This window comes from Escherichia sp. E4736 (assembly GCF_005781225.1).
Taxonomy (GTDB): Bacteria; Pseudomonadota; Gammaproteobacteria; order Enterobacterales; family Enterobacteriaceae; genus Escherichia.
Genome location: NZ_VATT01000010.1, coordinates 218,758 through 243,157, shown reverse-complemented (window position 1 = coordinate 243,157; position 24,400 = coordinate 218,758). Strand labels below are relative to the sequence as shown.

Below are 24,400 nucleotides of genomic sequence, written 5' to 3'. Positions count from 1 at the left end.
TCATGGCGATAGGTAGCATAGCAACGAACGATTATCCCTATCAAGCATTGTGACTGATAATTGCTCACAGAAACGGAGCGGCACCTCTTTTAACCCTTGAAGTCACTGCCCGTTTCGAGAGTTTCTCAACTCGAATAACTAAAGCCAACGTGAACTTTTGCGGATCTCCAGGATCCGCTTTTTTTTGCCATAAAAAAGCCCGGCGATAAGCCAGGCTCAAATTTGTACATATAAATGTTCTTACCCCAACCGCGCTCTTGCAAAAGCAATCGCCTGCGCCACCTGCTGTGGTGAGACGCCGCCTTTTGCCGCACGCTTGTCGAGGCACGATTGCAGCGACAGAATCGGATAGACATCTTCGCCAATCACCGGGCTGAATTTCTGCAACTCACTGAGCGGCAGCTCTTCCAGCGGTTTGCCCTGACGAATGGCTTCCACCACTGCTTCACCCACGATATGGTGCGCCTCGCGGAACGGTACGCCTTTCGCCACCAGGTAATCCGCCAGTTCAGTGGCGTTCGCGTAACCTTGCTGCGCCGCTTCCTGGCAACGCGGACGTTTCACCTGAATGCCGTCCAGCACCAGCGCCGCCATATGCAGGCAGTCCAGCCAGGTATCGAGCGCGTCGAACAGACCTTCTTTGTCTTCCTGCATATCTTTGTTGTAAGCCAGCGGCAGACCTTTCAGCGTCATCATCATGCCAGTTAACGCGCCCTGCACCCGCCCACATTTACCGCGAATCAGCTCCAGCGCATCCGGATTTTTCTTCTGCGGCATTAATGATGAACCAGAAGTCACGCGGTCAGAAAGCTCGACAAACCCCGCTTCGCCGGTGTTAAAGAAAATCAGATCTTCAGCAAAACGCGACAGATGCACCATGCCGATAGCGGCAGCAGAAAGCAGTTCCAGCACATGATCACGGTCAGAAACGCTGTCGAGACTGTTACGTGTCGCCGAAGCAAAACCCAGCCAGCCGGCTAACTGTTCACGATCGATTTCATAGGCCGTTCCCGCCAGTGCGCCACAGCCTAACGGGCTGACATCCAGACGCTTAAGCGCGTCCTGCAAACGGCTTTCATCACGCGCCAGCATCTCAACATACGCCAGGCACCAGTGAGCGAACGTCACCGGCTGGGCGCGTTGCAGGTGAGTGTAACCTGGCATCACCGCGTCCTGATTGTTTTGTGCGGTTTCCACCAGCGCCGATTGCAGCTGACGGTTAGCCGTCAGCAACTCGCTAACGGTATCTTTGCACCACAGTTTCAGGTCAGTCGCTACCTGATCATTACGGCTACGCCCGGTATGCAGTTTTTTGCCTAACTGACCCACTTTGTCGATCAGTTTGCCTTCCACCCAACTATGGATATCTTCGGCGTCGCTTTCGAGGATTTGTTGTGGCCTGGCGCGAACATCTTCCAGCAGCTCGTTCAGCGCCTCTTCCAGTTGCACCTGTTCTTCTGCGGTTAACACGCCTACCGTTACCAGGGCTTTGGACCAGGCCACAGAGCCAACAATATCCTGCTCCGCCAGACGGTAATCAAAACGCAGTGAGTCGTTGAATTGTTTGAACCGTTGATCTGCTGCCTGGGTAAAACGCCCGCCCCAAAGTGCCATAACTCTGTTTCCTTATCTTGAAATTCAATGCCGGAAAGCGACGTCTCCGGCCAACAAAACTTAAGCTAAAATCCGCGTACCCATCGGCATACCGTTAAACAGTGCCGGAAGCTGTTCCGCATGACGCCAGGAAGCGATATCTACCGGACGGCCCAGCGTGCGCGCAGCATCCAGCGCCGCGTTCACTTTTACAATCATGCCGTCGGTAATAATGCCCTGCTCAATCAGTTGTTCCGCTTTCGCGGCGGTCATTTCGGCAATACGTTGCCCTTTACCGTCGAGAATGCCGCTGACGTCGGAGAGCAAAATCAGATCTGCGCCCAGCGTTGCCGCCAGCGCCGTCGCCGCCTGGTCGGCATTGACGTTCATCAGTTGTCCTTCGTCCGTTACGCCAATGGAGCTGACCACCGGCAGATAACCGTTTTCCAGCAACGTATTGATAAGCTTAGGCGAACCTGGCTGCGCCAGTCCAACATGGCCTAACTCTTCATCAAGCTGGGTCACTTTGACGCTGTCGCCGTCACCGAGAAACAAACCTACGGCCGCAATCTGATGTTTCTTCGCCCATGCCAGCAGGGTTTTATTTGCCGTTCCCGCCAGCGCTCCGGTGATAATGTCTATCTGATCCGCAGGCGTCACCCGCAGGCCGTTTTTCTTTTTCACCGGCAGATTCAGCCCTTTCATCAGCTCATCCACCACGCAGCCGCCGCCGTGGACAATCACCAGCGGACGCTGATGTGACTCACGATATTTCACCAGTGCGCTGAACAGCCGTTCCAGCGCCTCTTCGCTATCCAGCAGTACGCCGCCCAGCTTGATAATTAATGGATTCATCATTGCCCCCTTAAATAAGAGACTGCGTTTGGGCATAGCCGAAACGAATATTGGCACACTGGATTGCCTGTGCCGCCGCGCCTTTCAGTAAGTTATCTTCGGTCGCCACAATAATCAGATGCTCGCCCTGAACGGCAAATCCGATATCGCAAAACGGCAGCCCGACGACATTTTTTAGTGCCGGAACGCCTTTGTCATACAGACGCACCAACGGTTTATGCGCATACGCCTGCTGTAATGTCTGCGCCACTTGCGCCTGACTCACGCCCGGTTTCAGGCGGCAGGTAATGGTTTCGAGAATACCGCGCGGGAAATTGCCCAGATGCGGGGTGAAGATGACGTCAGCACCGAGATGCGTAGCGATCTCTGGCTGGTGGCGATGGGTAAAGATGCCATACGGTTGCAGGCTCACTTCACAAAAGCTATTTGAAATCGCTGCCTTACGCCCTGCTCCGCTCACGCCGCTGGTGGCGTTAATCACCGGCCACTGACTGAGGTCGAGAAGATCGGCATCAATCAACGGTTTCAGCGCCAGCTGTGCCGCCGTCGGATAACAGCCCGGCACCGCAATCAAGTTCGCTTCTTTTAATTTATTGCCGCACCACTCCGCCAGGCCATAGACCGCCTGCTCAAGCAATGCCGGGTATTGATGGGTAAAGCCGTAATATTTTTCATAGAAGGCGGCGTCGTTAACGCGAAATGCGCCGGAAAGGTCGAACACCACACAGCCCGCTTCAAGAAATTGCGGCGCTAAATCGTGGCTAACTTCATGGGCGGTGGCGAGAAACACCACATCCACCCCTGGGCTAAACTCGCTGATATCCGACATCGGCTGCAACGGCAGATCAACGATGCCTTTGAGCTGCGGATGCAAATCGGAGATTAACTTTCCCGCATCATTGCTTTGCGCTGAGACAGTCAAAGCGGTTATGTTCATATGCGGATGGCGATTTACATAGGTCACTAGCTCTGCGCCAGCGTAACCACTGGCACCCACAATCAGCGTATTCAACATCGGGGCTATTCACCTTCTTATGTCTGTTTGCCTGGCTAAACGTAAAACATTCACCTTACGGCTGGTGGGTTTTATTACGCTCAACGTTAGTGTATTTTTATTCACAAATAATGCATGAATATTGATACTATCACGACCTGAGGTGTGTCACAATGAAAAACAAATTACCGCCATTTATCGAGATTTACCGTGCTCTGATTGCCACACCTTCAATAAGCGCCACGGAAGAGGCACTCGATCAAAGTAATGCAGATTTAATCACTCTGCTGGCGGACTGGTTTAAAGATTTAGGCTTCAATGTGGAAGTGCAGCCTGTGCCAGGAACTCGCAACAAATTTAATATGCTGGCAAGTACCGGACAGGGGGCTGGCGGCTTGTTGCTGGCGGGGCATACCGATACGGTGCCATTTGATGACGGTCGCTGGACGCGCGATCCGTTTACACTGACGGAGCATGACGGCAAGCTTTACGGCTTAGGCACCGCCGACATGAAAGGCTTTTTTGCGTTTATCCTCGATGCGCTACGCGATGTCGACGTCACTAAACTGAAAAAACCGCTCTACATTCTGGCGACTGCCGATGAAGAAACCAGTATGGCAGGAGCGCGTTATTTTGCCGAAACCACCTCCCTGCGACCGGATTGCGCCATCATTGGCGAACCAACGTCGCTGCAACCGGTACGCGCGCATAAAGGCCACATCTCAAATGCCATTCGAATTATGGGTCAGTCGGGCCACTCCAGCGATCCGTCGCGCGGGGTTAACGCTATTGAACTGATGCACGACGCCATCGGCCATATTTTGCAATTGCGCGATAATCTTAAAGAACGTTATCACTATGAAGCGTTTACCGTGCCGTATCCCACGCTCAACCTCGGGCATATTCATGGCGGCGACGCCTCTAACCGAATTTGCGCCTGCTGTGAGTTGCATATGGATATTCGCCCGCTGCCGGGCATGACGCTCAACGAACTTAATGGCCTACTCAACGACGCGCTGGCTCCAGTGAGCGAACGCTGGCCGGGTCGTCTGACGGTCGAAGAGTTGCACCCACCGATCCCAGGCTATGAATGCCCGCCAAATCATCAACTGGTTGAAGTGGTTGAGAAATTGCTTGGCGAAAAGACCGAAGTGGTGAACTACTGTACTGAAGCACCGTTTATTCAGACGCTATGCCCGACGCTGGTGCTAGGCCCGGGCTCAATCAATCAAGCCCATCAGCCTGATGAATATCTGGAGACGCGTTTTATCAAGCCCACCCGTGAATTGATTACCCAGGTGATTCACCATTTTTGCTGGCATTAAAACGTAGACCGGATAAGGCGCTCGCGCCACATCCGGCACCGTTGCCACACTCCGGTGCCACAAATAATGTCGGATACGATGCTTGCGCATCTTATCCGACCTACACCTTTGGTGTTATGTATGGCGATTTTTTAACATTCCCATAAGTTACGCTTATTTAAAACGTTGTGAATTTAATGGCGTAAATTCCTGCTATTTATTCGTTTGCTGAAGCGATTTCGCAGCATTTGACGTCACCGCTTTTACGTGGCTTTATAAAAGACGACGAAAAGCAAAGCCCGAGCATATTCGCGCCAATGCGACGTGAAGGATACAGGGCTATCAAACGATAAGATGGGTGTCTGGGGTCATATGAACGAACAATATTCCGCATTGCGTAGTAATGTCAGTATGCTCGGCAAAGTGCTGGGAGAAACCATCAAGGATGCGTTGGGAGAACACATTCTTGAACGCGTAGAAACTATCCGTAAGTTGTCCAAATCTTCACGCGCTGGCAATGATGCTAACCGCCAGGAGTTACTCACCACTTTACAAAATTTGTCGAACGACGAGCTGCTGCCCGTTGCGCGTGCGTTTAGTCAGTTCCTGAATCTGGCCAACACTGCCGAGCAATACCACAGCATTTCGCCGAAAGGCGAGGCTGCCAGCAATCCGGAGGTGATCGCCCGCACCCTGCGTAAACTGAAAAACCAGCCGGAACTGAGCGAAGACACCATCAAAAAAGCAGTGGAATCGCTGTCGCTGGAACTGGTCCTCACGGCTCATCCAACCGAAATTACCCGTCGTACACTGATCCACAAAATGGTGGAAGTGAACGCCTGCTTAAAGCAGCTCGATAACAAAGATATCGCCGACTACGAACACCACCAGCTGATGCGCCGCCTGCGCCAGTTGATCGCTCAGTCCTGGCATACTGATGAAATCCGTAAGCTGCGCCCAACTCCGGTTGATGAAGCGAAATGGGGCTTTGCCGTAGTGGAAAACAGCCTGTGGCAAGGCGTACCAAATTACCTGCGCGAACTGAACGAACAACTGGAAGAGAACCTCGGCTATAAGCTGCCAGTCGAATTTGTTCCGGTACGCTTTACCTCGTGGATGGGCGGCGACCGCGACGGCAACCCTAATGTAACCGCCGATATCACCCGCCGTGTCCTGCTGCTCAGTCGCTGGAAAGCCACCGACCTGTTCCTGAAAGATATTCAGGTTCTGGTTTCTGAACTGTCGATGGTTGAGGCCACCCCAGAACTGCTGGCGCTGGTTGGCGAAGAAGGTGCCGCAGAACCGTATCGCTATCTGATGAAAAACCTGCGTTCTCGCCTGATGGCGACACAGGCCTGGCTGGAGGCGCGTCTGAAAGGCGAAGAGCTGCCGAAGCCGGAAGGTCTGCTGACGCAGAATGAAGAACTGTGGGAACCGCTCTACGCTTGCTACCAGTCACTTCAGGCGTGTGGCATGGGTATTATCGCCAACGGCGATCTGCTCGACACCCTGCGCCGCGTGAAATGTTTCGGCGTACCGCTGGTGCGTATTGATATCCGTCAGGAGAGTACCCGCCATACCGAAGCGCTGGGCGAGCTGACCCGCTATCTCGGCATTGGCGATTACGAAAGCTGGTCAGAGGCCGACAAACAGGCGTTCCTGATCCGCGAACTGAACTCCAAACGTCCGCTTCTGCCACGCAACTGGCAACCAAGCGCCGAAACACGCGAAGTGCTTGATACCTGTCAAGTGATTGCCGAAGCGCCGCAAGGCTCTATTGCCGCCTACGTGATCTCGATGGCGAAAACGCCGTCCGACGTACTGGCCGTCCACCTGCTGCTGAAAGAAGCGGGTATTGGATTTGCGATGCCGGTCGCACCGCTGTTTGAAACTCTCGATGACCTGAACAACGCCAACGATGTCATGACCCAACTGCTGAATATCGACTGGTATCGCGGTCTGATTCAGGGCAAACAGATGGTGATGATTGGCTATTCCGACTCAGCAAAAGATGCGGGCGTGATGGCGGCCTCCTGGGCGCAATATCAGGCACAGGACGCGTTAATCAAAACCTGCGAAAAAGCGGGCATTGAACTGACACTGTTCCACGGTCGCGGCGGTTCCATTGGTCGCGGCGGCGCACCAGCCCATGCGGCGCTGCTGTCGCAACCGCCGGGAAGCCTGAAAGGCGGCCTGCGCGTAACCGAGCAGGGCGAGATGATCCGCTTTAAATACGGTCTGCCAGAAATCACCGTTAGCAGCTTGTCGCTGTACACCGGGGCGATTCTGGAAGCCAACCTGCTGCCACCGCCTGAGCCGAAAGAGAGCTGGCGTCGCATTATGGATGAACTGTCAGTCATCTCCTGCGATCTCTACCGTGGCTACGTGCGTGAAAACAAAGACTTTGTCCCTTACTTCCGCTCCGCTACGCCAGAACAGGAACTGGGCAAACTGCCGTTAGGTTCACGCCCGGCGAAACGTCGTCCAACCGGCGGCGTCGAGTCTCTGCGCGCCATTCCGTGGATTTTTGCCTGGACACAAAACCGCCTGATGCTCCCCGCCTGGCTGGGTGCAGGTACGGCGCTGCAAAAAGTGGTCGAAGATGGCAAGCAGAGCGAACTGGAAGCCATGTGCCGCGACTGGCCGTTCTTCTCAACGCGTCTCGGCATGCTGGAGATGGTCTTCGCCAAAGCAGACCTGTGGCTGGCGGAATACTATGACCAACGCCTGGTCGACAAAGCACTGTGGCCGTTAGGTAAAGAGTTACGCAATCTGCAAGAAGAAGACATCAAAGTGGTGCTGGCGATTGCCAACGACTCCCATCTGATGGCCGATCTACCGTGGATTGCCGAGTCTATTCAGCTACGAAATATATACACTGACCCGCTGAACGTACTGCAGGCAGAGTTGCTGCATCGTTCGCGCCTGGCAGAAAAAGAAGGACAGGAGCCGGATCCCCGCGTCGAACAAGCGTTGATGGTCACTATTGCCGGAATTGCGGCAGGTATGCGTAATACTGGCTAACCCCCCTCCTCTATCAACCCTCGTGCAATAGCGCGAGGGTTTTCTGAAATACTTCTGTTCTAACACCTTCGTTTTCAATATATTTCTGTCTGCATTTCACCCAGATTCTGGATATCCCTTCAGATATCCTTAAGGTTTTGTCCTTACATTCGGCGCTATTATCCAAAACGGGTTCTTACTATGCATTCCACTGAAGTCCAGACTAAACCCATTTTTAGCTGGAAAGCCCTGGGTTGGGCACTGCTCTACTTTTGGTTTTTCTCTACCCTGTTACAGGCCATTATTTACATCAGCGGCTACAGCGGCACCAACGGCATTCGCGACTCGCTGCTGTTCAGTTCGCTGTGGTTGATCCCGGTATTCCTCTTTCCGAAGCGGATTAAGATTATCGCAGCAGTAATCGGCGTAATGCTGTGGGCGGCGTCTCTGGCAGCGTTGTGCTACTACGTCATCTACGGTCAGGAGTTCTCGCAGAGCGTTCTGTTTGTGATGTTTGAAACCAACACCAACGAAGCCAGCGAGTATTTAAGCCAGTATTTCAGCCTGAAGATTGTGCTTATCGCGCTGGCCTATACGGCGGTGGCAATTTTGCTGTGGACGCGCCTGCGCCCGGTCTATATTCCAAAGCCGTGGCGTTATATCGTCTCTTTTGCCCTGCTTTATGGTTTGATTCTGCACCCTATCGCCATGAACACGTTTATCAAACACAAGCCGTTTGAGAAAACGTTGGATAATCTGGCATCACGCATGGAACCTGCCGCGCCGTGGCAATTTCTGACCGGTTATTATCAGTATCGTCAACAACTTAACTCACTGACGAAGCTGCTGAATGAAAATAACGCGTTACCGCCACTGGCTAATTTCAAAGACGAATCGGGTAACGAACCGCGCACCTTAGTGCTGGTGATTGGCGAATCGACCCAGCGTGGACGCATGAGCCTGTACGGCTATCCGCGTGAAACCACGCCGGAACTGGATGCGCTGCATAAAACCGATCCGAACCTGACCGTGTTCAATAACGTAGTTACGTCTCGTCCGTACACCATTGAAATCCTGCAACAGGCGCTGACCTTTGCCAACGAAAAGAACCCGGACCTGTATCTGACACAGCCGTCACTGATGAACATGATGAAACAGGCAGGTTATAAAACCTTCTGGATAACCAACCAGCAGACGATGACTGCCCGCAACACCATGCTGACGGTATTTTCGCGCCAGACCGACAAGCAGTACTACATGAACCAGCAACGTACGCAGAGTGCGCGTGAATACGACACCAACGTGCTGAAGCCGTTCCAGGAAGTGCTGAAGGACCCTGCGCCGAAGAAACTGATCATCGTTCATCTGCTGGGTACGCATATCAAATACAAATACCGTTACCCGGAAAATCAGGGCAAGTTTGATGGCAATACCGATCATGTTCCGCCGGGATTAAGCGCAGAAGAGCTGGAGTCATATAACGACTATGACAACGCTAACCTGTATAACGATCATGTGGTTGCCAGCCTGATTAAAGACTTTAAAGCAGCAGACCCGAACGGTTTCCTGGTTTACTTCTCTGACCACGGTGAAGAGGTTTACGACACGCCGCCACACAAAACTCAGGGGCGTAACGAAGATAACCCGACGCGCCATATGTACACCATTCCGTTCCTGCTGTGGACGTCGGAAAAATGGCAGGCGACTCATCCGCGTGATTTCTCGCAGGATGTTGATCGTAAATACAGCCTGGCGGAACTGATCCACACCTGGTCGGATTTGGCAGGTTTATCTTACGACGGTTACGATCCAACCCGTTCGGTGGTGAATCCGCAGTTCAAAGAAACTACCCGCTGGATTGGTAACCCGTATAAGAAAAATGCGCTGATCGATTACGACACTCTGCCGTATGGCGATCAGGTGGGTAATCAGTAATTATCAGCCAGATGCTATTTGCCGGATAAGGCGTTCACGCCGCATCCGGCAATACAAGGCGACTGAAACTGCCACAATGTTTACATCGAACTCCCATCAGGCCACACTTTTCAGGTGGCCTTTTTTTATAATGCCAGTTACTGTTTTCCCGTCTACATACCTAAGGGAATAACATGTATCACGACGTCAGCTATCTGCTCTCCCGCCTGATAAACGGCCCGCTGTCGCTTCGCCAGATTTACTTTGCCAGCAGCAACGGTCCGGCGCCCGATCTTGCGTATCAGGTCGATTTTCCACGGCTGGAAATTGTGCTGGAAGGTGAGTTTGTTGATACCGGCGCTGGAGCAACGTTAGTTCCCGGCGATGTGCTGTACGTTCCCGCTGGCGGCTGGAATTTCCCACAATGGAAAACACCCGCGACCACCTTTAGTGTGCTGTTTGGCAAACAGCAACTCGGCTTCAGCGTCGTGCAATGGGATGGCAAACAGTATCAAAATCTGGCGAAGCAGCACGTCGCCCGACGCGGCCCGCGCATTGGTTCTTTTCTGCTACAAACGCTCAATGAAATGCAAATGCAGCCACAGGAGCAGCAAACGGCAAGGCTTATCGTCGCCAGCCTGCTTAGCCACTGCCGCGATTTGCTTGGCAGCCAAATCCAGACCGCCTCACGCAGCCAGGCTCTATTCGAAGCTATTCGTGATTATATCGACGAGCGCTATGCCTCCGCGCTTACCCGCGAATCTGTCGCACAGGCATTCTATATTTCGCCAAATTACCTCTCGCATCTGTTTCAAAAAACGGGGGCCATTGGTTTTAACGAATACCTGAATCACACGCGACTGGAGCACGCTAAAACGTTATTGAAAGGGTATGACCTGAAGGTAAAAGAAGTGGCGCACGCCTGCGGCTTTGTCGACAGCAACTACTTCTGCCGTCTGTTTCGTAAAAATACCGAACGCTCGCCGTCGGAATATCGTCGGCAGTACCACAGCCAACTGACAGAAAAACCAACTACTCCAGAATAAGATGGGTTTGCTGCGGCGCAGAAAGCACTTTGCGCACCGCGCTCATCACCCGCTGCGGCTCACGCAGGAACGCGTAGATACTGCATTGCACGTAGCGACAATGTTCAAATCGCTCGGCACCGGAAAGCTCAATATCCGTAATCAACAGCGCGACATCCGCCCGGCGGATATCCTCGTCCGCTAAACGATTCTCCGTTCCCAGCGCGCCCTGGGTTTCAATGCTGACGCCCCACTTCTCTATCTGACACAACTTTTCCAGCCGTTCCGCCGCCATATAAGTATGCGCCACGCCGCTCACGCAGGCGGTTACTGCCACCAGGTATGCCATTTTAACCTCCCACGGTAACCTGAAATCCGGCCCGTTCTGCCATTTCGCGCATTGTTGCCACATCGACTGACGACGGCGCAGAAACCTCTTTCATCGACCATGTTTTCCCCAGCAGGCGGTATTTCGGCTCGCCGTACTGATGAAACGGCAACAGGTGGATCTGCCTGATATTCAGCGGGATCAGCACGTCCAGCGCCTGCTGCATATTCTCCCGACTGAGTGTGAAGCCGGGGATCAGCGGCAAACGCGGGATCACGTTGACACCCTCACTCACCAGCAAACGCAGGTTCTCCAGTACGCGTGGCAGGTTCATCTTCACCACATCCCGCGCCTGAGTCGCGTCCATAATTTTTAAATCGAACAACACTTCATCGCACAATTTCGCCAGCGGTAACAACTTGCTGGCTGGCGCGTCTCCGGCAGTTTCGATGGCGCATGACACGCCCCACAGCCGCAGTCGTTGCAAAAAACGGGTAGCAAATTCCGCCTGCATCAACACTTCGCCACCAGAAAGTGTGACGCCGCCACCGGACGTGCGAAAGAAAATGTCATCTTTCATCACTTCCCGTTCCAGCGCGTCAAGGCTGATATCGCGACCAATCCGTTCAAACGCCCCGGAGGGGCATTCATCCGCATCGCGCAAACATTTCGCACAGTGCAGACATTTCGCCTCTCTGCGCACCGTCTGGATTTTGCCGGAGATCGACTCCGGATTAGCACACCACGGGCAAAGATGCGGACAGCCTTTAAAAAAGACCACCGTGCGAATGCCCTCGCCGTCATTCAGCGAATAACGCTGAATGTTGAAAATGCGCGCCACATCATCGCGGCGCGTTTCCACAACGTTACAGCTGATGCGCTGTCCGGCGGATGATGTCATCCTGGATCTCCTTCGACAGTTCGACAAAGAAGGCGCTGTATCCGGCAACGCGTACCACCAGCCCCGCATAGTCCTGCGGGCGTAATTGGGCTTCACGTAACGTGTCGGCGTTCACCACGTTAAACTGAACATGCTGCAACTTCAGCTGGGTAAATGCCCGTAAGAAGTCGGCCAGTTTGCGTAATCCCGCTTCACCTTCCAGGGTCGCCGGAGTGAATTTCACGTTCAGCAACGTCCCGTTAGAAAGCAGCGTGTTATCGAGCTTGCTGACTGACTTCAGTACCGCCGTTGGTCCTTGCCCATCCTGGCCCAGCATGGGTGACAAGCCGCCGTCTGCCAGTTGTTCTCCGGCAAAACGACCGTCTGGCGTCGCACCAACCACCGATCCCAACGGGACATGAGCAGAAACGGTATACGATCCCGGCGTGAAGTAACCACCACGCGGGTTCTGGTATTTTTCCACTTCTTTGCAGTAATGGCGCAACAGCTCGGCGCTGATGTTATCCACCTCGTCGATATCGTTACCGTATTTCTCGAAGCGATTAATTAAGCGAGCGCGGACTTTTTCGCCTTCTGGCGTTGCGAAGTTCGCTTTTAATACCGACAACAATTCGTCAAAACTTAAACGCTGTTGATCAAAAACCATCCCTTTCAACGCATGGAGAGAATCACTCAGGTTGGCGATACCGATCCCCTGAACACCGGAGAAGTTATAACGCGCGCCGCCATCGGTAATATCGCGACCTTTTTCCAGACAATCGCTGATAAAAGACGAGAGCAGCGGTACAGGTGCCTAGTCGCGATGGCCGATATCACAAATATTGCTGCCTTCAACCATCAGGGTGATGTAGTGGCTGATCTTGGCGCGGATCTGTTCCAGCAAACCGTCATAGCTCAGCGCGGCATTGCCTTCATTCTCATGCAGGCAGATTTCCATCACTTTCAGCAGGTTAAACATCGCGATGTCGTGCAGACCGTAGGTTCTGCCAGGAATAGATAATTCCACGCAGCCCACCACTGAATAATCGCGCGCATCTTCCAGCGAAACGCCACGGTTGAGGAATGCGGGCACCACCACTTCATCGTTGAAGATTTGCGGAATACCGGTGCCGAGGCGAATGGTTTCTGCGGTTTTCATCAGGAACGGCGTGTCGATCAAGGCGTTAGTGCGCACGCCCAGGTTCGGTTGCGGCAACTGCACGCTTTGATAGGCATCGAGGCAAAGGAACGAAAGTACGTTCACTGCGCTACGTCCGTTCTCGGTTAACCCGCCGAGCAGTGCGGTATACCCGGTTGGGAAACCTGCGAAATAACGCGCGCTGCTGGTAGAACGTAACAGTACGATGTCGTTGCATTTCACCCATAAAGATTCGAGCAGTTCTTTCAGGAACGCCGGATCTTCCCCCTGAGTTAATGATGCCTGATAGAACGGCAACATATACTGGTCGAAGCGCCCCAGCGACAGCGAACTAGCGTTGGATTCGTATTGCAGGATGATGTTCATGTACCAGAACAACTGGCACGCCTGCCAGAACGTCTGCGGCTTATGTTCGGCATTATGGCGGGAGATCTCCGCAATAGTCAGCAGTTCTTCGCGACGCTGGGCATCTGTGCAGTTTGCCGCCATCGTTTCCGCCAGTTCGGCGTAACGCAAAATGTGTTTCTGCGAGGCTTCGAGCAGTAACAGCGCAGCCTGATAAAAGTGATTCTCCGGCTGTTGTTGACAATGTTGCTGCATCTGCGCCACCAGCTCACCCAGCCCGTGATTCAGCAGGCGCGGGTAATCAATAATAATGTGTCCCTGGCCTTTATCCGTCTGGTTGATGCTAAAAATCTGCGTGCTGGTCGCGGCTTTTACTTCATCCGTCATCTGCCCGTTGATGAAATCTTTCATCGAACGTTTTTCCCAGTACGGGAACAACTCTTCGCGGTAGATACGTTTATCTTCTTCGCTAATGGCGAAGCGGTCTTGCGGGCGCGTCGGGAACTGATCCAGCTCTTTCAGCAGCCAGTAAGGGTCCATTTCCGGCGACATAATCCCGGCGCGCGGTTTTACGGTGCGGTTACCGGCAATCAGTTCTTCATCACGAATCGAAATTTCAACATGTTCAAGGATATACGCTGTTGCTCTCGCCCGACGCAATATCACCGGCTCGCCTTCAGTTTGCCGATGACTGGCAGTGTAAAGCAGCGCACGCTCCAGCGAGATTTCACGGGTATTGGAAAACAATGCAGTTTTAAGGCGAGAGATACGATTCGTCATGAGGAACTCCTGTAGGGAAAAACAAGCCCGCCGTTTCAGGCGGGCTAAAAACTCAAGCAGTCTGTGCCAGATGGGCTTCGATTTTGTTCATGATGGCGTCAGCACGTTTTACCGCATCGCTGATGTTGACGCGCACGATGGTCTTGCCAGCAAAACGCTCTTCAAACTTGATGCCGATATCTTTGGTCAGAATCACCATATCGGCGCTCGCCACGTCTTCCGCAGTCAGTTCGTTTTCCAGACCAATCGACCCCTGGGTTTCTACTTTTACTTCCCAGCCTTTCGCTTTCGCGGCACTTTCCAGCGCCTCTGCCGCCATATAGGTATGGGCAACACCTGAAGGACATGCGGTTACTGCAATAATTTTCGTCATGGCTCGTTCCTCAATTAATTAATTTCAAAATCCAGATCCAGGTCGTCTTCCTTCTCATCAGTCGAAGACCCATTTTTACGCGCCAGACTTTTCAGCACGTTAACGCAGATAGCCGTTGCTACAGCCCCAACAGCCACTGCCGCGATGTAACCCAACTTGCCTTCAACCACCGGCAGCACAATCAGACCACCCCAGCCTGCATAGCACTGCGCACCTACCATTGCTGCGGTCACCGTGCCACAGACAGTCCCTACCATAATGGAAGGAATGACACGCAACGGATCGGCGGCAGCGAAAGGAATCGCCCCTTCGGTGACGCCAACACAGCCCATTACCAGCGCCGCTTTACCGGTTTCGCGCTCTTCTGCGGAGAAATTTTTACGACCAATCAGCGTTGCCAGCCCCATGCCCAGCGGCGGAACACAGATCCCCACGGCAGCAATTGCCACCACGGTATAAACACCCTGAGCGACGCAAATCAGCATAAACGCATAGGCCACTTTGTTAACCGGGCCGCCCATATCGAACGCCAGCATCAGCCCCATAATCACCGCCAGCATCACCACGCTGCCTTGCTGCATACCCTGAAGCCACTGAGTCAGGCTGTTAGTCAACGCGCCTACCGGCTCGCCCAGCCCCCACATCATGACGCCAGCGGTAATTAAGGTACCGACGATCGGAATAATGAAGATAGGCATCACCGAGCGCAGAACTTTATGCACCGGGATTTTCTTCAGGTAATGCACCACAATGCCGCCGATGATCCCGGCGATCAGCGCACCAAAGAAGCCCGCACCAAAGCTGTTACCAACCCAGGCACCGATAGCACACGGGGCCAGCGCAGAACGTTCTGCAATGGAATAACCGATGTAAGCGGCGAGGAAAGGCACCATCAGCGTCAAACCTGCAACGCCGATATCAAACAGTTTTTTCAGATTCGGATCGGCTACGGCATCCGGCACTGCGCCTTTGCCATACAACATGACGGAAACCGCCAGCAAAATACCGCCCGATACCACGAAGGGAATCATGTGTGAAACGCCCGTCATTAAGTGCTGACGAGTGTTTTTCAGGATCTGTACCAACTCATTCATAAGTCGCTCCCAGGCTTACCCAAGCCTATGTCCATATTTTTTGATGGGAGAAACAATAGGCAATCGCAAGCAGGTCAAACAGTGGATAAAAAGGCCATTTACTGGACTTTTGTAATGTCAGTACAAAAATGCGATCCGCCTCATAACTTGCGTTAACTCGGAATCATGCCGGAATGGCGCGTCTTGTGAGACGCGTCGCAAATTGGCGGTTACATTACATTTGTCCAGCTTTTGGCAGATTTGTCACATGGCAGGCCGTTGCCATGCGCTCTTATCCTGTAAACAGAAAACCGTACCGGGAGAGAGGCAATGGCCCTGATTGTGGAATTTATTTGTGAGCTGCCTAACGGCGTACATGCGCGTCCGGCAAGCCACGTTGAAACGCTGTGTAATACTTTTTCATCTCAAATTGAGTGGCATAACCTGCGTACTGACCGTAAAGGCAACGCCAAAAGCGCCCTGGCGCTGATTGGCACCGATACACTGGTGGGCGATAACTGCCAGTTACTGATTTCCGGGGCTGACGAACAAGCAGCACACCAGCGCTTGAGCCAGTGGTTACGTGATGAATTCCCCCACTGCGATGCGCCGCTGGCAGAAGTTAAATCTGACGAGCTGGAGCCGCTGCCGGTTTCACTCACTAATTTGAATCCGCGCATTATTCGCGCCCGCACCGTATGTAGCGGTAGCGCAGGCGGCACGCTGACGCCAATTTCATCGTTAGATCTCAACGCACTGGGTAATCTTCCCGCCGCCAAAGGTGTGGACGCTGAGCAATCCGCGCTGGAAAACGGCCTGACACTGGTAATGAAAAACATTGAGTTTCGTCTGCTGGATAGCGACGGTGCTACCAGCGCGATTCTGGAAGCGCACCGCTCGCTGGCTGGCGACACGTCCCTGCGCGAACATTTACTGGCAGGCGTTAGCGCCGGATTAAGTTGCGCCGAAGCGATTGTTGCCAGCGCGAATCACTTTTGCGAAGAGTTCGCCCGTTCCAGCAGTAGCTACCTGCAAGAGCGTGCGCTGGATGTGCGCGACGTGTGCTTCCAGTTACTCCAGCAAATCTACGGTGAACAACGCTTTCCGGCGCCAGGTAAACTGACACATCCCGCTATTTGTATGGCGGATGAACTGACCCCCAGCCAGTTCCTCGAACTGGATAAAAATCACCTCAAAGGATTGTTGCTCAAAAGCGGCGGCACCACCTCACACACGGTAATTCTTGCTCGTTCGTTCAACATTCCGACGCTGGTTGGTGTGGATATCGATGCCCTTACCCCGTGGCAGCAACAAACGATTTATATCGACGGCAACGCCGGGGCAATTGTGGTTGAGCCAGGGGAAGCCGTAGCCCGTTATTATCAGCAAGAAGCCCGCGTACAGGACGCTCTGCGTGAGCAACAGCGTGTCTGGCTGACCCAGCAAGCGCGTACCGCTGACGGTATCCGTATCGAAGTCGCGGCGAACATCGCCCACTCCGTGGAAGCGCAGGCCGCATTTGGCAATGGCGCGGAAGGCGTTGGTTTGTTCCGCACTGAAATGCTCTATATGGATCGCACCAGTGCACCGGGCGAAAGCGAGCTGTACAACATTTTTTGTCAGGCGCTGGAGTCCGCCAACGGGCGCAGCATTATTGTGCGCACTATGGATATTGGCGGTGACAAACCCGTTGATTATCTGAACATTCCGGCAGAAGCTAACCCGTTCCTCGGTTATCGCGCGGTGCGTATTTATGAAGAATACGCCTCGCTGTTCACCACACAACTACGCTCGATCCTGCGCGCCTCTGCTCACGGCAGCCTGAAAATCATGATCCCGATGATCTCTTCAATGGAAGAGATCTTATGGGTGAAAGAAAAACTGGCAGAAGCCAAACAGCAGCTACGTAACGAACACATTCCGTTTGATGAGAAGATCCAGCTCGGCATTATGCTGGAAGTGCCGTCGGTGATGTTCATCATCGATCAATGCTGCGAAGAGATTGATTTCTTTAGTATCGGCAGTAACGATCTGACGCAGTATCTGCTGGCGGTGGATCGCGATAACGCTAAGGTTACTCGTCACTATAACAGCCTGAATCCGGCATTCTTGCGGGCGCTCGATTACGCCGTGCAGGCGGTGCATCGCCAGGGGAAATGGATTGGTCTGTGCGGAGAACTGGGGGCGAAAGGTTCCGTGCTGCCGTTGCTGATTGGTTTAGGTCTGGATGAACTCAGCATGAGCGCGCCGTCGATTCCGGCAGCGAAAGCGCGAATGGCACAGCTTGATAGCCGCGAATGCCGCCAGTTGCTCAACCAGGCAATGGCCTGCCGGACTTCGCTGGAAGTGGAACACCTGCTGGCGCAATTCCGTATGACGCAACAGGACGCACCGCTGGTCACCGCCGAGTGCATCACGCTGGAAAGCGACTGGCGCAGCAAAGAAGAAGTGCTCAAAGGCATGACCGATAACCTGCTGCTGGCGGGCCGCTGCCGCTATCCGCGTAAACTGGAAGCCGACTTGTGGGCGCGCGAGGCCGTTTTCTCTACCGGTCTGGGCTTTAGTTTCGCCATTCCACACAGCAAATCAGAACACATTGAGCAATCCACCATCAGCGTAGCGCGTCTGCAAGCGCCGGTGCGCTGGGGCGATGATGAAGCGCAATTCATCATTATGTTAACGCTGAACAAACACGCCGCGGGCGATCAGCATATGCGCATTTTCTCGCGTCTCGCTCGTCGCATCATGCACGAAGAATTCCGTAACGCGCTGGTTAACGCCGCCTCTGCCGACGCTATCGCCAGCCTGCTGCAACATGAACTGGAACTGTAAAAGGAAACATCATGGAACTGTATCTGGACACCGCTAACGTCGCAGAAGTCGAACGTCTGGCACGCATATTCCCCATTGCCGGGGTAACAACTAACCCGAGCATTATCGCTGCCAGCAAGGAGTCCATCTGGGAAGTGCTGCCGCGTCTGCAAAAAGCGATTGGTGATGAAGGCATTCTGTTTGCTCAGACCATGAGCCGCGACGCGCAGGGGATGGTGGAGGAAGCGAAGCGCCTGCGCGACGTTATTCCGGGCATTGTGGTGAAAATCCCGGTGACTTCCGAAGGTCTGGCAGCAATTAAAATACTGAAAAAAGAGGGTATTACTACACTTGGCACCGCAGTGTACAGCGCCGCGCAAGGATTGCTGGCCGCGCTGGCAGGGGCAAAATACGTTGCTCCCTATGTAAATCGCGTGGACGCTCAGGGCGGAGACGGCATTCGTACCGTCCAGGAGCTGCAAGCGTTACTGGAAATGCACGCGCCAGAAAGCATGGTGCTGGCTGCCAGCTTTAAAACACCACGTCAGGCGCTGGATTGTTTGTTGGCAGGATGTGAATCCATCACACTGCCCTTAGATGTAGCGCAACAAATGCTCAACACCCCTGCGGTAGAGTCGGCTATAGAGAAGTTCGAGCACGACTGGAATGCCGCATTTGGCACTACTCATCTCTAAAGGAGCAATTATGGACCGCATTATTCAATCACCGGGTAAATACATCCAGGGCGCTGATGTCATTAATCGCTTGGGCGAATACCTGAAGCCGCTGGCAGAACGTTGGTTGGTTGTTGGCGATAAATTTGTATTAGGTTTTGCTCAGGCAACCGTCGAGCAAAGCTTTAAAGATGCCGGGCTGGTTGTTGAAATCGCCCCCTTTGGCGGTGAATGTTCGCAAAATGAGATCGATCGTCTGCGCGGCATTGCCGAAACGGCACAGTGTGGCGCGATTCTCGGTATTGGCGGCGGTAAAACCCTTGATACCGCCAAAGCACTGGCGCATTTCATGGGTGTTCCGGTAGCAATCGCACCGACCATCGCTTCTACCGACGCGCCGTGCAGTGCGTTGTCTGTTATTTACACCGATGATGGTGAATTTGACCGCTATCTGCTGCTGCCAAATAACCCGAATATGGTCATTGTCGATACTAAAATCGTGGCGGGCGCACCTGCGCGTCTGTTAGCAGCGGGTATTGGTGATGCGCTGGCAACCTGGTTTGAAGCGCGTGCATGCTCTCGTAGCGGCGCGACCACCATGGCGGGCGGTAAGTGTACTCAGGCGGCGCTGGCGCTGGCTGAACTGTGCTACAACACCCTGCTGGAAGAAGGCGAAAAAGCGATGCTTGCCGCCGAACAGCATGTAGTGACTCCGGCGCTGGAGCGCGTGATTGAAGCGAACACCTATTTGAGCGGCGTTGGTTTTGAAAGCGGTGGTTTGGCGGCGGCTCACGCGGTGCATAACGGCCTGACCGCTATCCCAGATGCGCATCACTATTATCACGGTGAAAAAGTGGCATTCGGTACGCTGACGCAGCTGGTTCTGGAAAACGCGCCGGTTGAGGAAATCGAAACCGTAGCCGCACTTAGCCATGCGGTAGGTTTGCCAATAACTCTCGCTCAACTGGATATTAAAGAAGATGTCCCGGCGAAAATGCGAATTGTGGCAGAAGCAGCATGTGCAGAAGGTGAAACCATTCACAACATGCCTGGCGGCGCGACGCCAGATCAGGTTTACGCCGCACTGCTGGTAGCCGACCAGTACGGTCAGCGTTTCCTGCAAGAGTGGGAATAACCTATGTCAAACTCCCGGTTTGTCCGGGAGTTTGAACGCAAAATAGCCTGATGCGCTACGCTTATGTGGCCTATCTAATCTCTGCAATATATTGAATTTGCGTGTTTTTGTAGGCCAAATAAGGCGTTCACGTCGCATCCGGCACTCTGTGCCAGTAATCTGAAACTCCCACGTTGATTGGGAGTTTTTTTATCCGCTTCTGGACATTTTCTCCACAGAACAATCGTTAGCCCGGAAGGTCGAATCTGTGACTCTTATTTTCACGGATGAAACAGATGAAAGCTTCACTGGCGCTGGTCAGCCTGCTAACGGCATTTACCAGCCCCCCCTTAAAATCTCCCGCCGTTCCACCAGCCGTGGTACCAATCCAGGCCAACACCAATCTTGCCATCGCGGACGGTGCCAGACAGCAAATTGGCAGCACGCTATTTTACGATCCGGCGTATGTGCAGCTTACCTATCCTGGCGGTGATGTCCCGCAAGAACGCGGCGTATGTTCCGATGTGGTGATCCGCGCCTTGCGCAGCCAGAAGGTCGATTTGCAGAAACTGGTTCACGAAGATATGGCGAAGAATTTTGCCGATTATCCGCAAAAGTGGAAGTTAAAGCGCCCGGACAGCAACATCGATCACCGTCGGGTGCCTAATCTGGAAACCTGGTTTACCCGCCACGATAAAACACGCCCCACCAGCAAAAACGCTGGTGACTATCAAGCGGGCGATATTGTCTCCTGGCGACTGGACAACGGGCTGGCACATATTGGGGTGGTTTCAGATGGCTTCGCCCGCGACGGTACGCCGCTGGTGATACATAACATTGGCGCGGGCGCGCAGGAAGAAGATGTGCTGTTTAGCTGGCGGATTGTGGGGCACTATCGCTATTTTGTTAAATAAGAGCTCGCCCCACATGAAGAAAAAATTCAGATCCTTTTTACACTGACGGCTTCTTTTTTCTTACGGCTCACCAGCGCCAATGCCAGCACAATCAGCACAATACCGCTACCTTCAACCGCACCAGGATTCTCACCGAGCAGCCACCAGGAAAAGAGTACGCCGCAAACGGGAACGGCCAGTGTGCTTAAGCTGGCAATACTGGCAGGCAAGTTTTTCAATACAAACAACCATAAGCTCCACGCCAGCGCCGTCGCCAGAATTGCACTGTAGGCCAGCGCCCAGAACACGGTGGGCTGCCAGTCAATTTCACGTTGCGGCACCAGCCAGGCGACTACGCTCATCACCAGCGCCGCATACAGCATCTGCCAGGATGTTAACGACAATAAATCCACGCGCGGATGACGGGCGTAAAGGCGTTTAGCGACAATGGCACTCGCCCCCCAACTGACGCCGGAGAGGATCGCCAGCATGGCGCTTTTCATCGAAGAGAAATCGAGTTGCCACGGCTGCAACACCAAAAATAAACCGAAAGCGGCAATCAGAATCGCGAAATATTGCCCACGTCGCAGGCGTTCACCGAGAAACAACGCGGCGAAAATCACCACCCAGAACGGCATGGTATAGCTCAGGATCGCCACTTTCCCCGCTCCGCCGCTGACCAGCGCCCACTGCGCCAGACCAACCATCCCGCAGGTTTGTAACAGGGCAATGGCTAAGGTGTATTTAAACGGCGTCGGGCGCATTCCGCGACCACGTAACAAAAGAACGATGAATAAAACGAGAGCGCCGAAAATGCAGCGTAAGGCGGTGAAGTCGAAGGCACCGATGTAGCTGGTGACTTGCTTCATGAAAATCCAGCTATAACTCCAGATAAGTGTGAGCGCAACCAGGCCACTGATTGCCAGTGGGTTGCTCTTTCCTGCGGCAGACATGAGAGATCCAGTGTGTAGTTTTCCTGTGGACACTATACGCCGGTAAAGAAACTTCAGCGACTGCCTGAAAGGCAGTCGCTGAAGAAGGTCAGATTACAGCAGGTCGAAACGGTCGAGGTTCATCACTTTCACCCATGCTGCCACGAAGTCTTTAACAAATTTCTCGTGGGCATCGCTGCTGGCGTAAACTTCTGCCAGTGCACGCAGAACGGAGTTAGAACCAAATACCAGGTCCGCACGGCTGGCGGTGTATTTCACTTCACCCGTTTCACGATCACGGCCTTCGAACAGCTCTTTCGATTCGTCGGTCGCTTTCCACTCGTAGCGCATATCCAGCAAGTTCACAAAGAAGTCATTGCTCAATACGCCCACACGGTCAGTGAAGACACCGTTTTTGCTGCCATCGAAGTTGGCGCCCAGCACACGCATCCCGCCCACCAGCACAGTCATTTCTGGTGCAGTCAGCGTCAGTTGCTGCGCTTTATCGATCAGCAGTGATTCAGTGGTAGCCTCGCCCGACGCAGCGCGATAGTTACGGAAACCATCAGCAACAGGTTTGAGCAGCTCGAACATCTCGATATCCGTCTGATCCTGACGTGCATCTACGCGGCCTGGTGTGAACGGAACACTGATGCTGATACCCGCAGCACTCGCCGCTTTTTCGACACCAACAACACCGGCGAGAACAATAATGTCAGCGAGTGAAGCCGTGTGTGAGGATTTATAGATCCCCTCCAGCACCGGCAATGCGCGTGCTGCTGCGGCATTAACCTCCCAGTCGCGCTGCGGAGCTAATGCCAGACGCGCACCGTTGGCACCGCCACGTTTATCCCCACCGCGGAAGGTGGAGGCAGAAGCCCAGGCAACAGAAACCAGCTCGCTCACAGAGAGACCAGACTCAGCAATCGCCGTCTTCAGGTTAAGGATATCTTCCTCGCTCGGGTTGAAGAACGCATGTGGCAGCGGATCTTGCCAGATCAGATCTTCTTTCGGCACTTCCGGTCCGATGTAACGAGATTTCGGCCCCATATCCCTGTGCGTCAGTTTGAACCACGCACGGGCAAAGGCTTCGTTGAACGCTTGCGGATCGTCAAGGAAGCGACGTGAAATCTTCTCAAACTCTGGATCAAAACGCAGCGTCAGGTCAGTGACCAGCATCGTCGGCTTACGTTTCTTCGACGGATCGAACGGATCCGGGATAATTTCCGGTGCATCTACAGCTTCAAACTGGATGGCGCCTGCCGGGCTACGAGTCTGTACCCACTCATACTTGAACAGGTTTTCGAAGAAATAGTTGCTCCACTGGGTCGGCGTCTGGGTCCAGACCACTTCCAGACCTGACGTAATGGCATCAGCACCGACACCGGAACCAAAATCACTTTTCCAGCCTAAGCCCTGGTTTTCGATCGGGGCCGCTTCTGGATCAGGACCTACGTGCGTTGCCGGGCCTGCGCCGTGAGTTTTACCTAACGTATGACCACCCGCGATCAGCGCAACGGTTTCTTCGTCGTTCATCCCCATATTGCCAAATGTCGCGCGAATAGCTGCAGCCGCAGAAAGCGGTTCGCCACTGGCATTTGGTCCTTCCGGGTTAACGTAAATCAGCCCCATTTCGGTTGCTGCTAATGGGCGTTTTGCCAGTTCTTCCGGGTTACGGTGGGCAAGCCAGGTTTTTTCATCACCCCAGTTAACATCCAGATCCGGTTCCCAGACGTCTTCACGACCGGCACCAAAACCGAAGGTACGGAAACCGGAGTTTTCCAGCGCCACGTTACCCGCGAGGATAAACAGGTCGGCCCAGGAGATTTTCTGACCATATTTTTGTTTGATTGGCCACAACAGACGACGCGCTTTATCCAGGCTGACGTTATCCGGCCAGGAGTTGAGCGGTGCAAAACGTTGCTGACCACGACCCGCGCCGCCGCGACCATCAATTGAACGGTAAGTCCCCGCGCCGTGCCAGGCCATACGAATAAACAGGCCAGCGTAGCTGCCCCAGTCTGCTGGCCACCACGGTTGAGACTCTGTCAGCAGATCTTTCAGATCTTTTTTCAGGCCGTAGTAATCTAGCTTGCTAAATTCTTTGCGGTAGTCGAAGTCCTCACCCAGTGGGTTAGAACGGTTAGAATGTTGGTTTAACAGGTCAACACGGAGTTGTTTTGGCCACCAGTCATGAGTGGTTGTTCCCGCACCGGCGCTCTGGTCATGACCGCCATGATGGAACGGGCATTTTCCGGCTGCTGTTGTGTTATGGATATCGTCTGACGTGCTCATCAATATACTCCCTCTACAGTGTTACCCTTACGATACACAGCGTTAGAGAGAAGTT

Annotated in this window: 17 protein-coding genes and 1 pseudogene; 8 read left to right on the top strand and 10 right to left on the bottom strand. The window is 53.5% G+C overall.

Annotation, left to right across the window (positions count from 1 at the left end; genetic code table 11):
* Window positions 1–240: 240 nt before the first annotated feature.
* From argH to argC, 3 genes are read right to left on the bottom strand one after another with little or no spacing between them, the layout of a single operon-like run.
* Entirely contained in the window at window positions 241–1,614 is a 1,374-nt protein-coding gene (gene argH / locus FEK46_RS07880; RefSeq protein WP_135560285.1) for an argininosuccinate lyase, read from the bottom strand.
* A 60-nt stretch (window positions 1,615–1,674) separates the two neighbouring features.
* Window positions 1,675–2,451: an acetylglutamate kinase gene (gene argB / locus FEK46_RS07875; protein WP_130206548.1), complete on the bottom strand. Its 777-nt coding sequence runs from the start codon at window positions 2,449–2,451 to the stop codon at window positions 1,675–1,677.
* A gap of 7 nt (window positions 2,452–2,458) precedes the next feature.
* On the bottom strand, window positions 2,459–3,463 hold the full coding sequence (gene argC / locus FEK46_RS07870) for an N-acetyl-gamma-glutamyl-phosphate reductase (RefSeq protein ID WP_130206550.1): 1,005 nt from the start codon (window positions 3,461–3,463) through the stop codon (window positions 2,459–2,461).
* A 152-nt stretch (window positions 3,464–3,615) separates the two neighbouring features.
* Between argC and argE the strand changes: the two genes are divergently transcribed.
* The 4 genes from argE to FEK46_RS07850 all read left to right on the top strand — a co-directional run bounded on the left by argE (window position 3,616) and on the right by FEK46_RS07850 (window position 10,709).
* Window positions 3,616–4,767, top strand: a complete 1,152-nt coding sequence (gene argE / locus FEK46_RS07865) for an acetylornithine deacetylase (RefSeq protein ID WP_135410678.1) — start codon at window positions 3,616–3,618, stop codon at window positions 4,765–4,767.
* Window positions 4,768–5,118: 351 nt separating this feature from the next.
* The gene (gene ppc, locus FEK46_RS07860; protein ID WP_130206554.1) at window positions 5,119–7,770 is read left to right on the top strand and encodes a phosphoenolpyruvate carboxylase; all 2,652 of its coding nucleotides are present in this window, start codon (window positions 5,119–5,121) and stop codon (window positions 7,768–7,770) included.
* Between the two features lie 180 nt (window positions 7,771–7,950).
* Window positions 7,951–9,684, top strand: a complete 1,734-nt coding sequence (locus tag FEK46_RS07855) for a phosphoethanolamine transferase CptA (RefSeq protein ID WP_130259305.1) — start codon at window positions 7,951–7,953, stop codon at window positions 9,682–9,684.
* Between the two features lie 173 nt (window positions 9,685–9,857).
* Complete coding sequence (locus FEK46_RS07850) at window positions 9,858–10,709, top strand: AraC family transcriptional regulator (RefSeq protein WP_130206558.1); 852 nt, start codon at window positions 9,858–9,860, stop codon at window positions 10,707–10,709.
* On the opposite strand, the gene FEK46_RS07845 is transcribed toward FEK46_RS07850, so the two are convergent.
* From FEK46_RS07845 to FEK46_RS07825, 5 genes and pseudogenes are all read right to left on the bottom strand, one after another.
* Entirely contained in the window at window positions 10,696–11,037 is a 342-nt protein-coding gene (locus FEK46_RS07845) for a PTS fructose-like transporter subunit IIB (RefSeq protein WP_130206560.1), read from the bottom strand. The genes FEK46_RS07850 and FEK46_RS07845 overlap by 14 nt on opposite strands.
* 1 nt (window position 11,038) lies before the next feature.
* On the bottom strand, window positions 11,039–11,917 hold the full coding sequence (locus tag FEK46_RS07840) for a [formate-C-acetyltransferase]-activating enzyme (RefSeq protein WP_131161581.1): 879 nt from the start codon (window positions 11,915–11,917) through the stop codon (window positions 11,039–11,041).
* A pseudogene (locus FEK46_RS07835) lies at window positions 11,883–14,180 on the bottom strand (formate C-acetyltransferase). Before FEK46_RS07835 ends, FEK46_RS07840 begins: the two are co-directional and overlap by 35 nt.
* Before the next feature lie 52 nt (window positions 14,181–14,232).
* Entirely contained in the window at window positions 14,233–14,553 is a 321-nt protein-coding gene (locus tag FEK46_RS07830) for a PTS fructose-like transporter subunit IIB (protein ID WP_130206566.1), read from the bottom strand.
* 14 nt (window positions 14,554–14,567) lie between these two features.
* Window positions 14,568–15,647: a PTS fructose transporter subunit EIIC gene (locus tag FEK46_RS07825; protein WP_130215303.1), complete on the bottom strand. Its 1,080-nt coding sequence runs from the start codon at window positions 15,645–15,647 to the stop codon at window positions 14,568–14,570.
* 309 nt (window positions 15,648–15,956) lie between these two features.
* Here FEK46_RS07825 and ptsP point away from each other — a divergent pair, with 309 nt between their 5' ends.
* From ptsP to FEK46_RS07805, 4 genes are all read left to right on the top strand, one after another.
* Window positions 15,957–18,458: a phosphoenolpyruvate--protein phosphotransferase gene (gene ptsP / locus FEK46_RS07820; protein ID WP_135560286.1), complete on the top strand. Its 2,502-nt coding sequence runs from the start codon at window positions 15,957–15,959 to the stop codon at window positions 18,456–18,458.
* Between the two features lie 11 nt (window positions 18,459–18,469).
* Entirely contained in the window at window positions 18,470–19,132 is a 663-nt protein-coding gene (fsa, locus tag FEK46_RS07815; protein WP_135560287.1) for a fructose-6-phosphate aldolase, read from the top strand.
* A gap of 10 nt (window positions 19,133–19,142) precedes the next feature.
* Window positions 19,143–20,246 carry a bifunctional L-1,2-propanediol dehydrogenase/glycerol dehydrogenase gene (gldA, locus tag FEK46_RS07810; RefSeq protein WP_130206574.1) on the top strand — a complete coding sequence of 368 codons (1,104 nt, stop codon included), beginning with the start codon at window positions 19,143–19,145 and terminating at the stop codon, window positions 20,244–20,246.
* 275 nt (window positions 20,247–20,521) lie between these two features.
* The gene (locus FEK46_RS07805; protein ID WP_135560288.1) at window positions 20,522–21,139 is read left to right on the top strand and encodes a DUF1287 domain-containing protein; all 618 of its coding nucleotides are present in this window, start codon (window positions 20,522–20,524) and stop codon (window positions 21,137–21,139) included.
* Between the two features lie 26 nt (window positions 21,140–21,165).
* On the opposite strand, the gene yijE is transcribed toward FEK46_RS07805, so the two are convergent.
* On the bottom strand, window positions 21,166–22,071 hold the full coding sequence (yijE, locus tag FEK46_RS07800) for a cystine transporter YijE (protein ID WP_130206576.1): 906 nt from the start codon (window positions 22,069–22,071) through the stop codon (window positions 21,166–21,168).
* A gap of 93 nt (window positions 22,072–22,164) precedes the next feature.
* Window positions 22,165–24,345, bottom strand: coding sequence for a catalase/peroxidase HPI (katG, locus tag FEK46_RS07795; protein WP_130222342.1), 2,181 nt, complete (start codon window positions 24,343–24,345; stop codon window positions 22,165–22,167).
* Window positions 24,346–24,400: the final 55 nt, after the last annotated feature.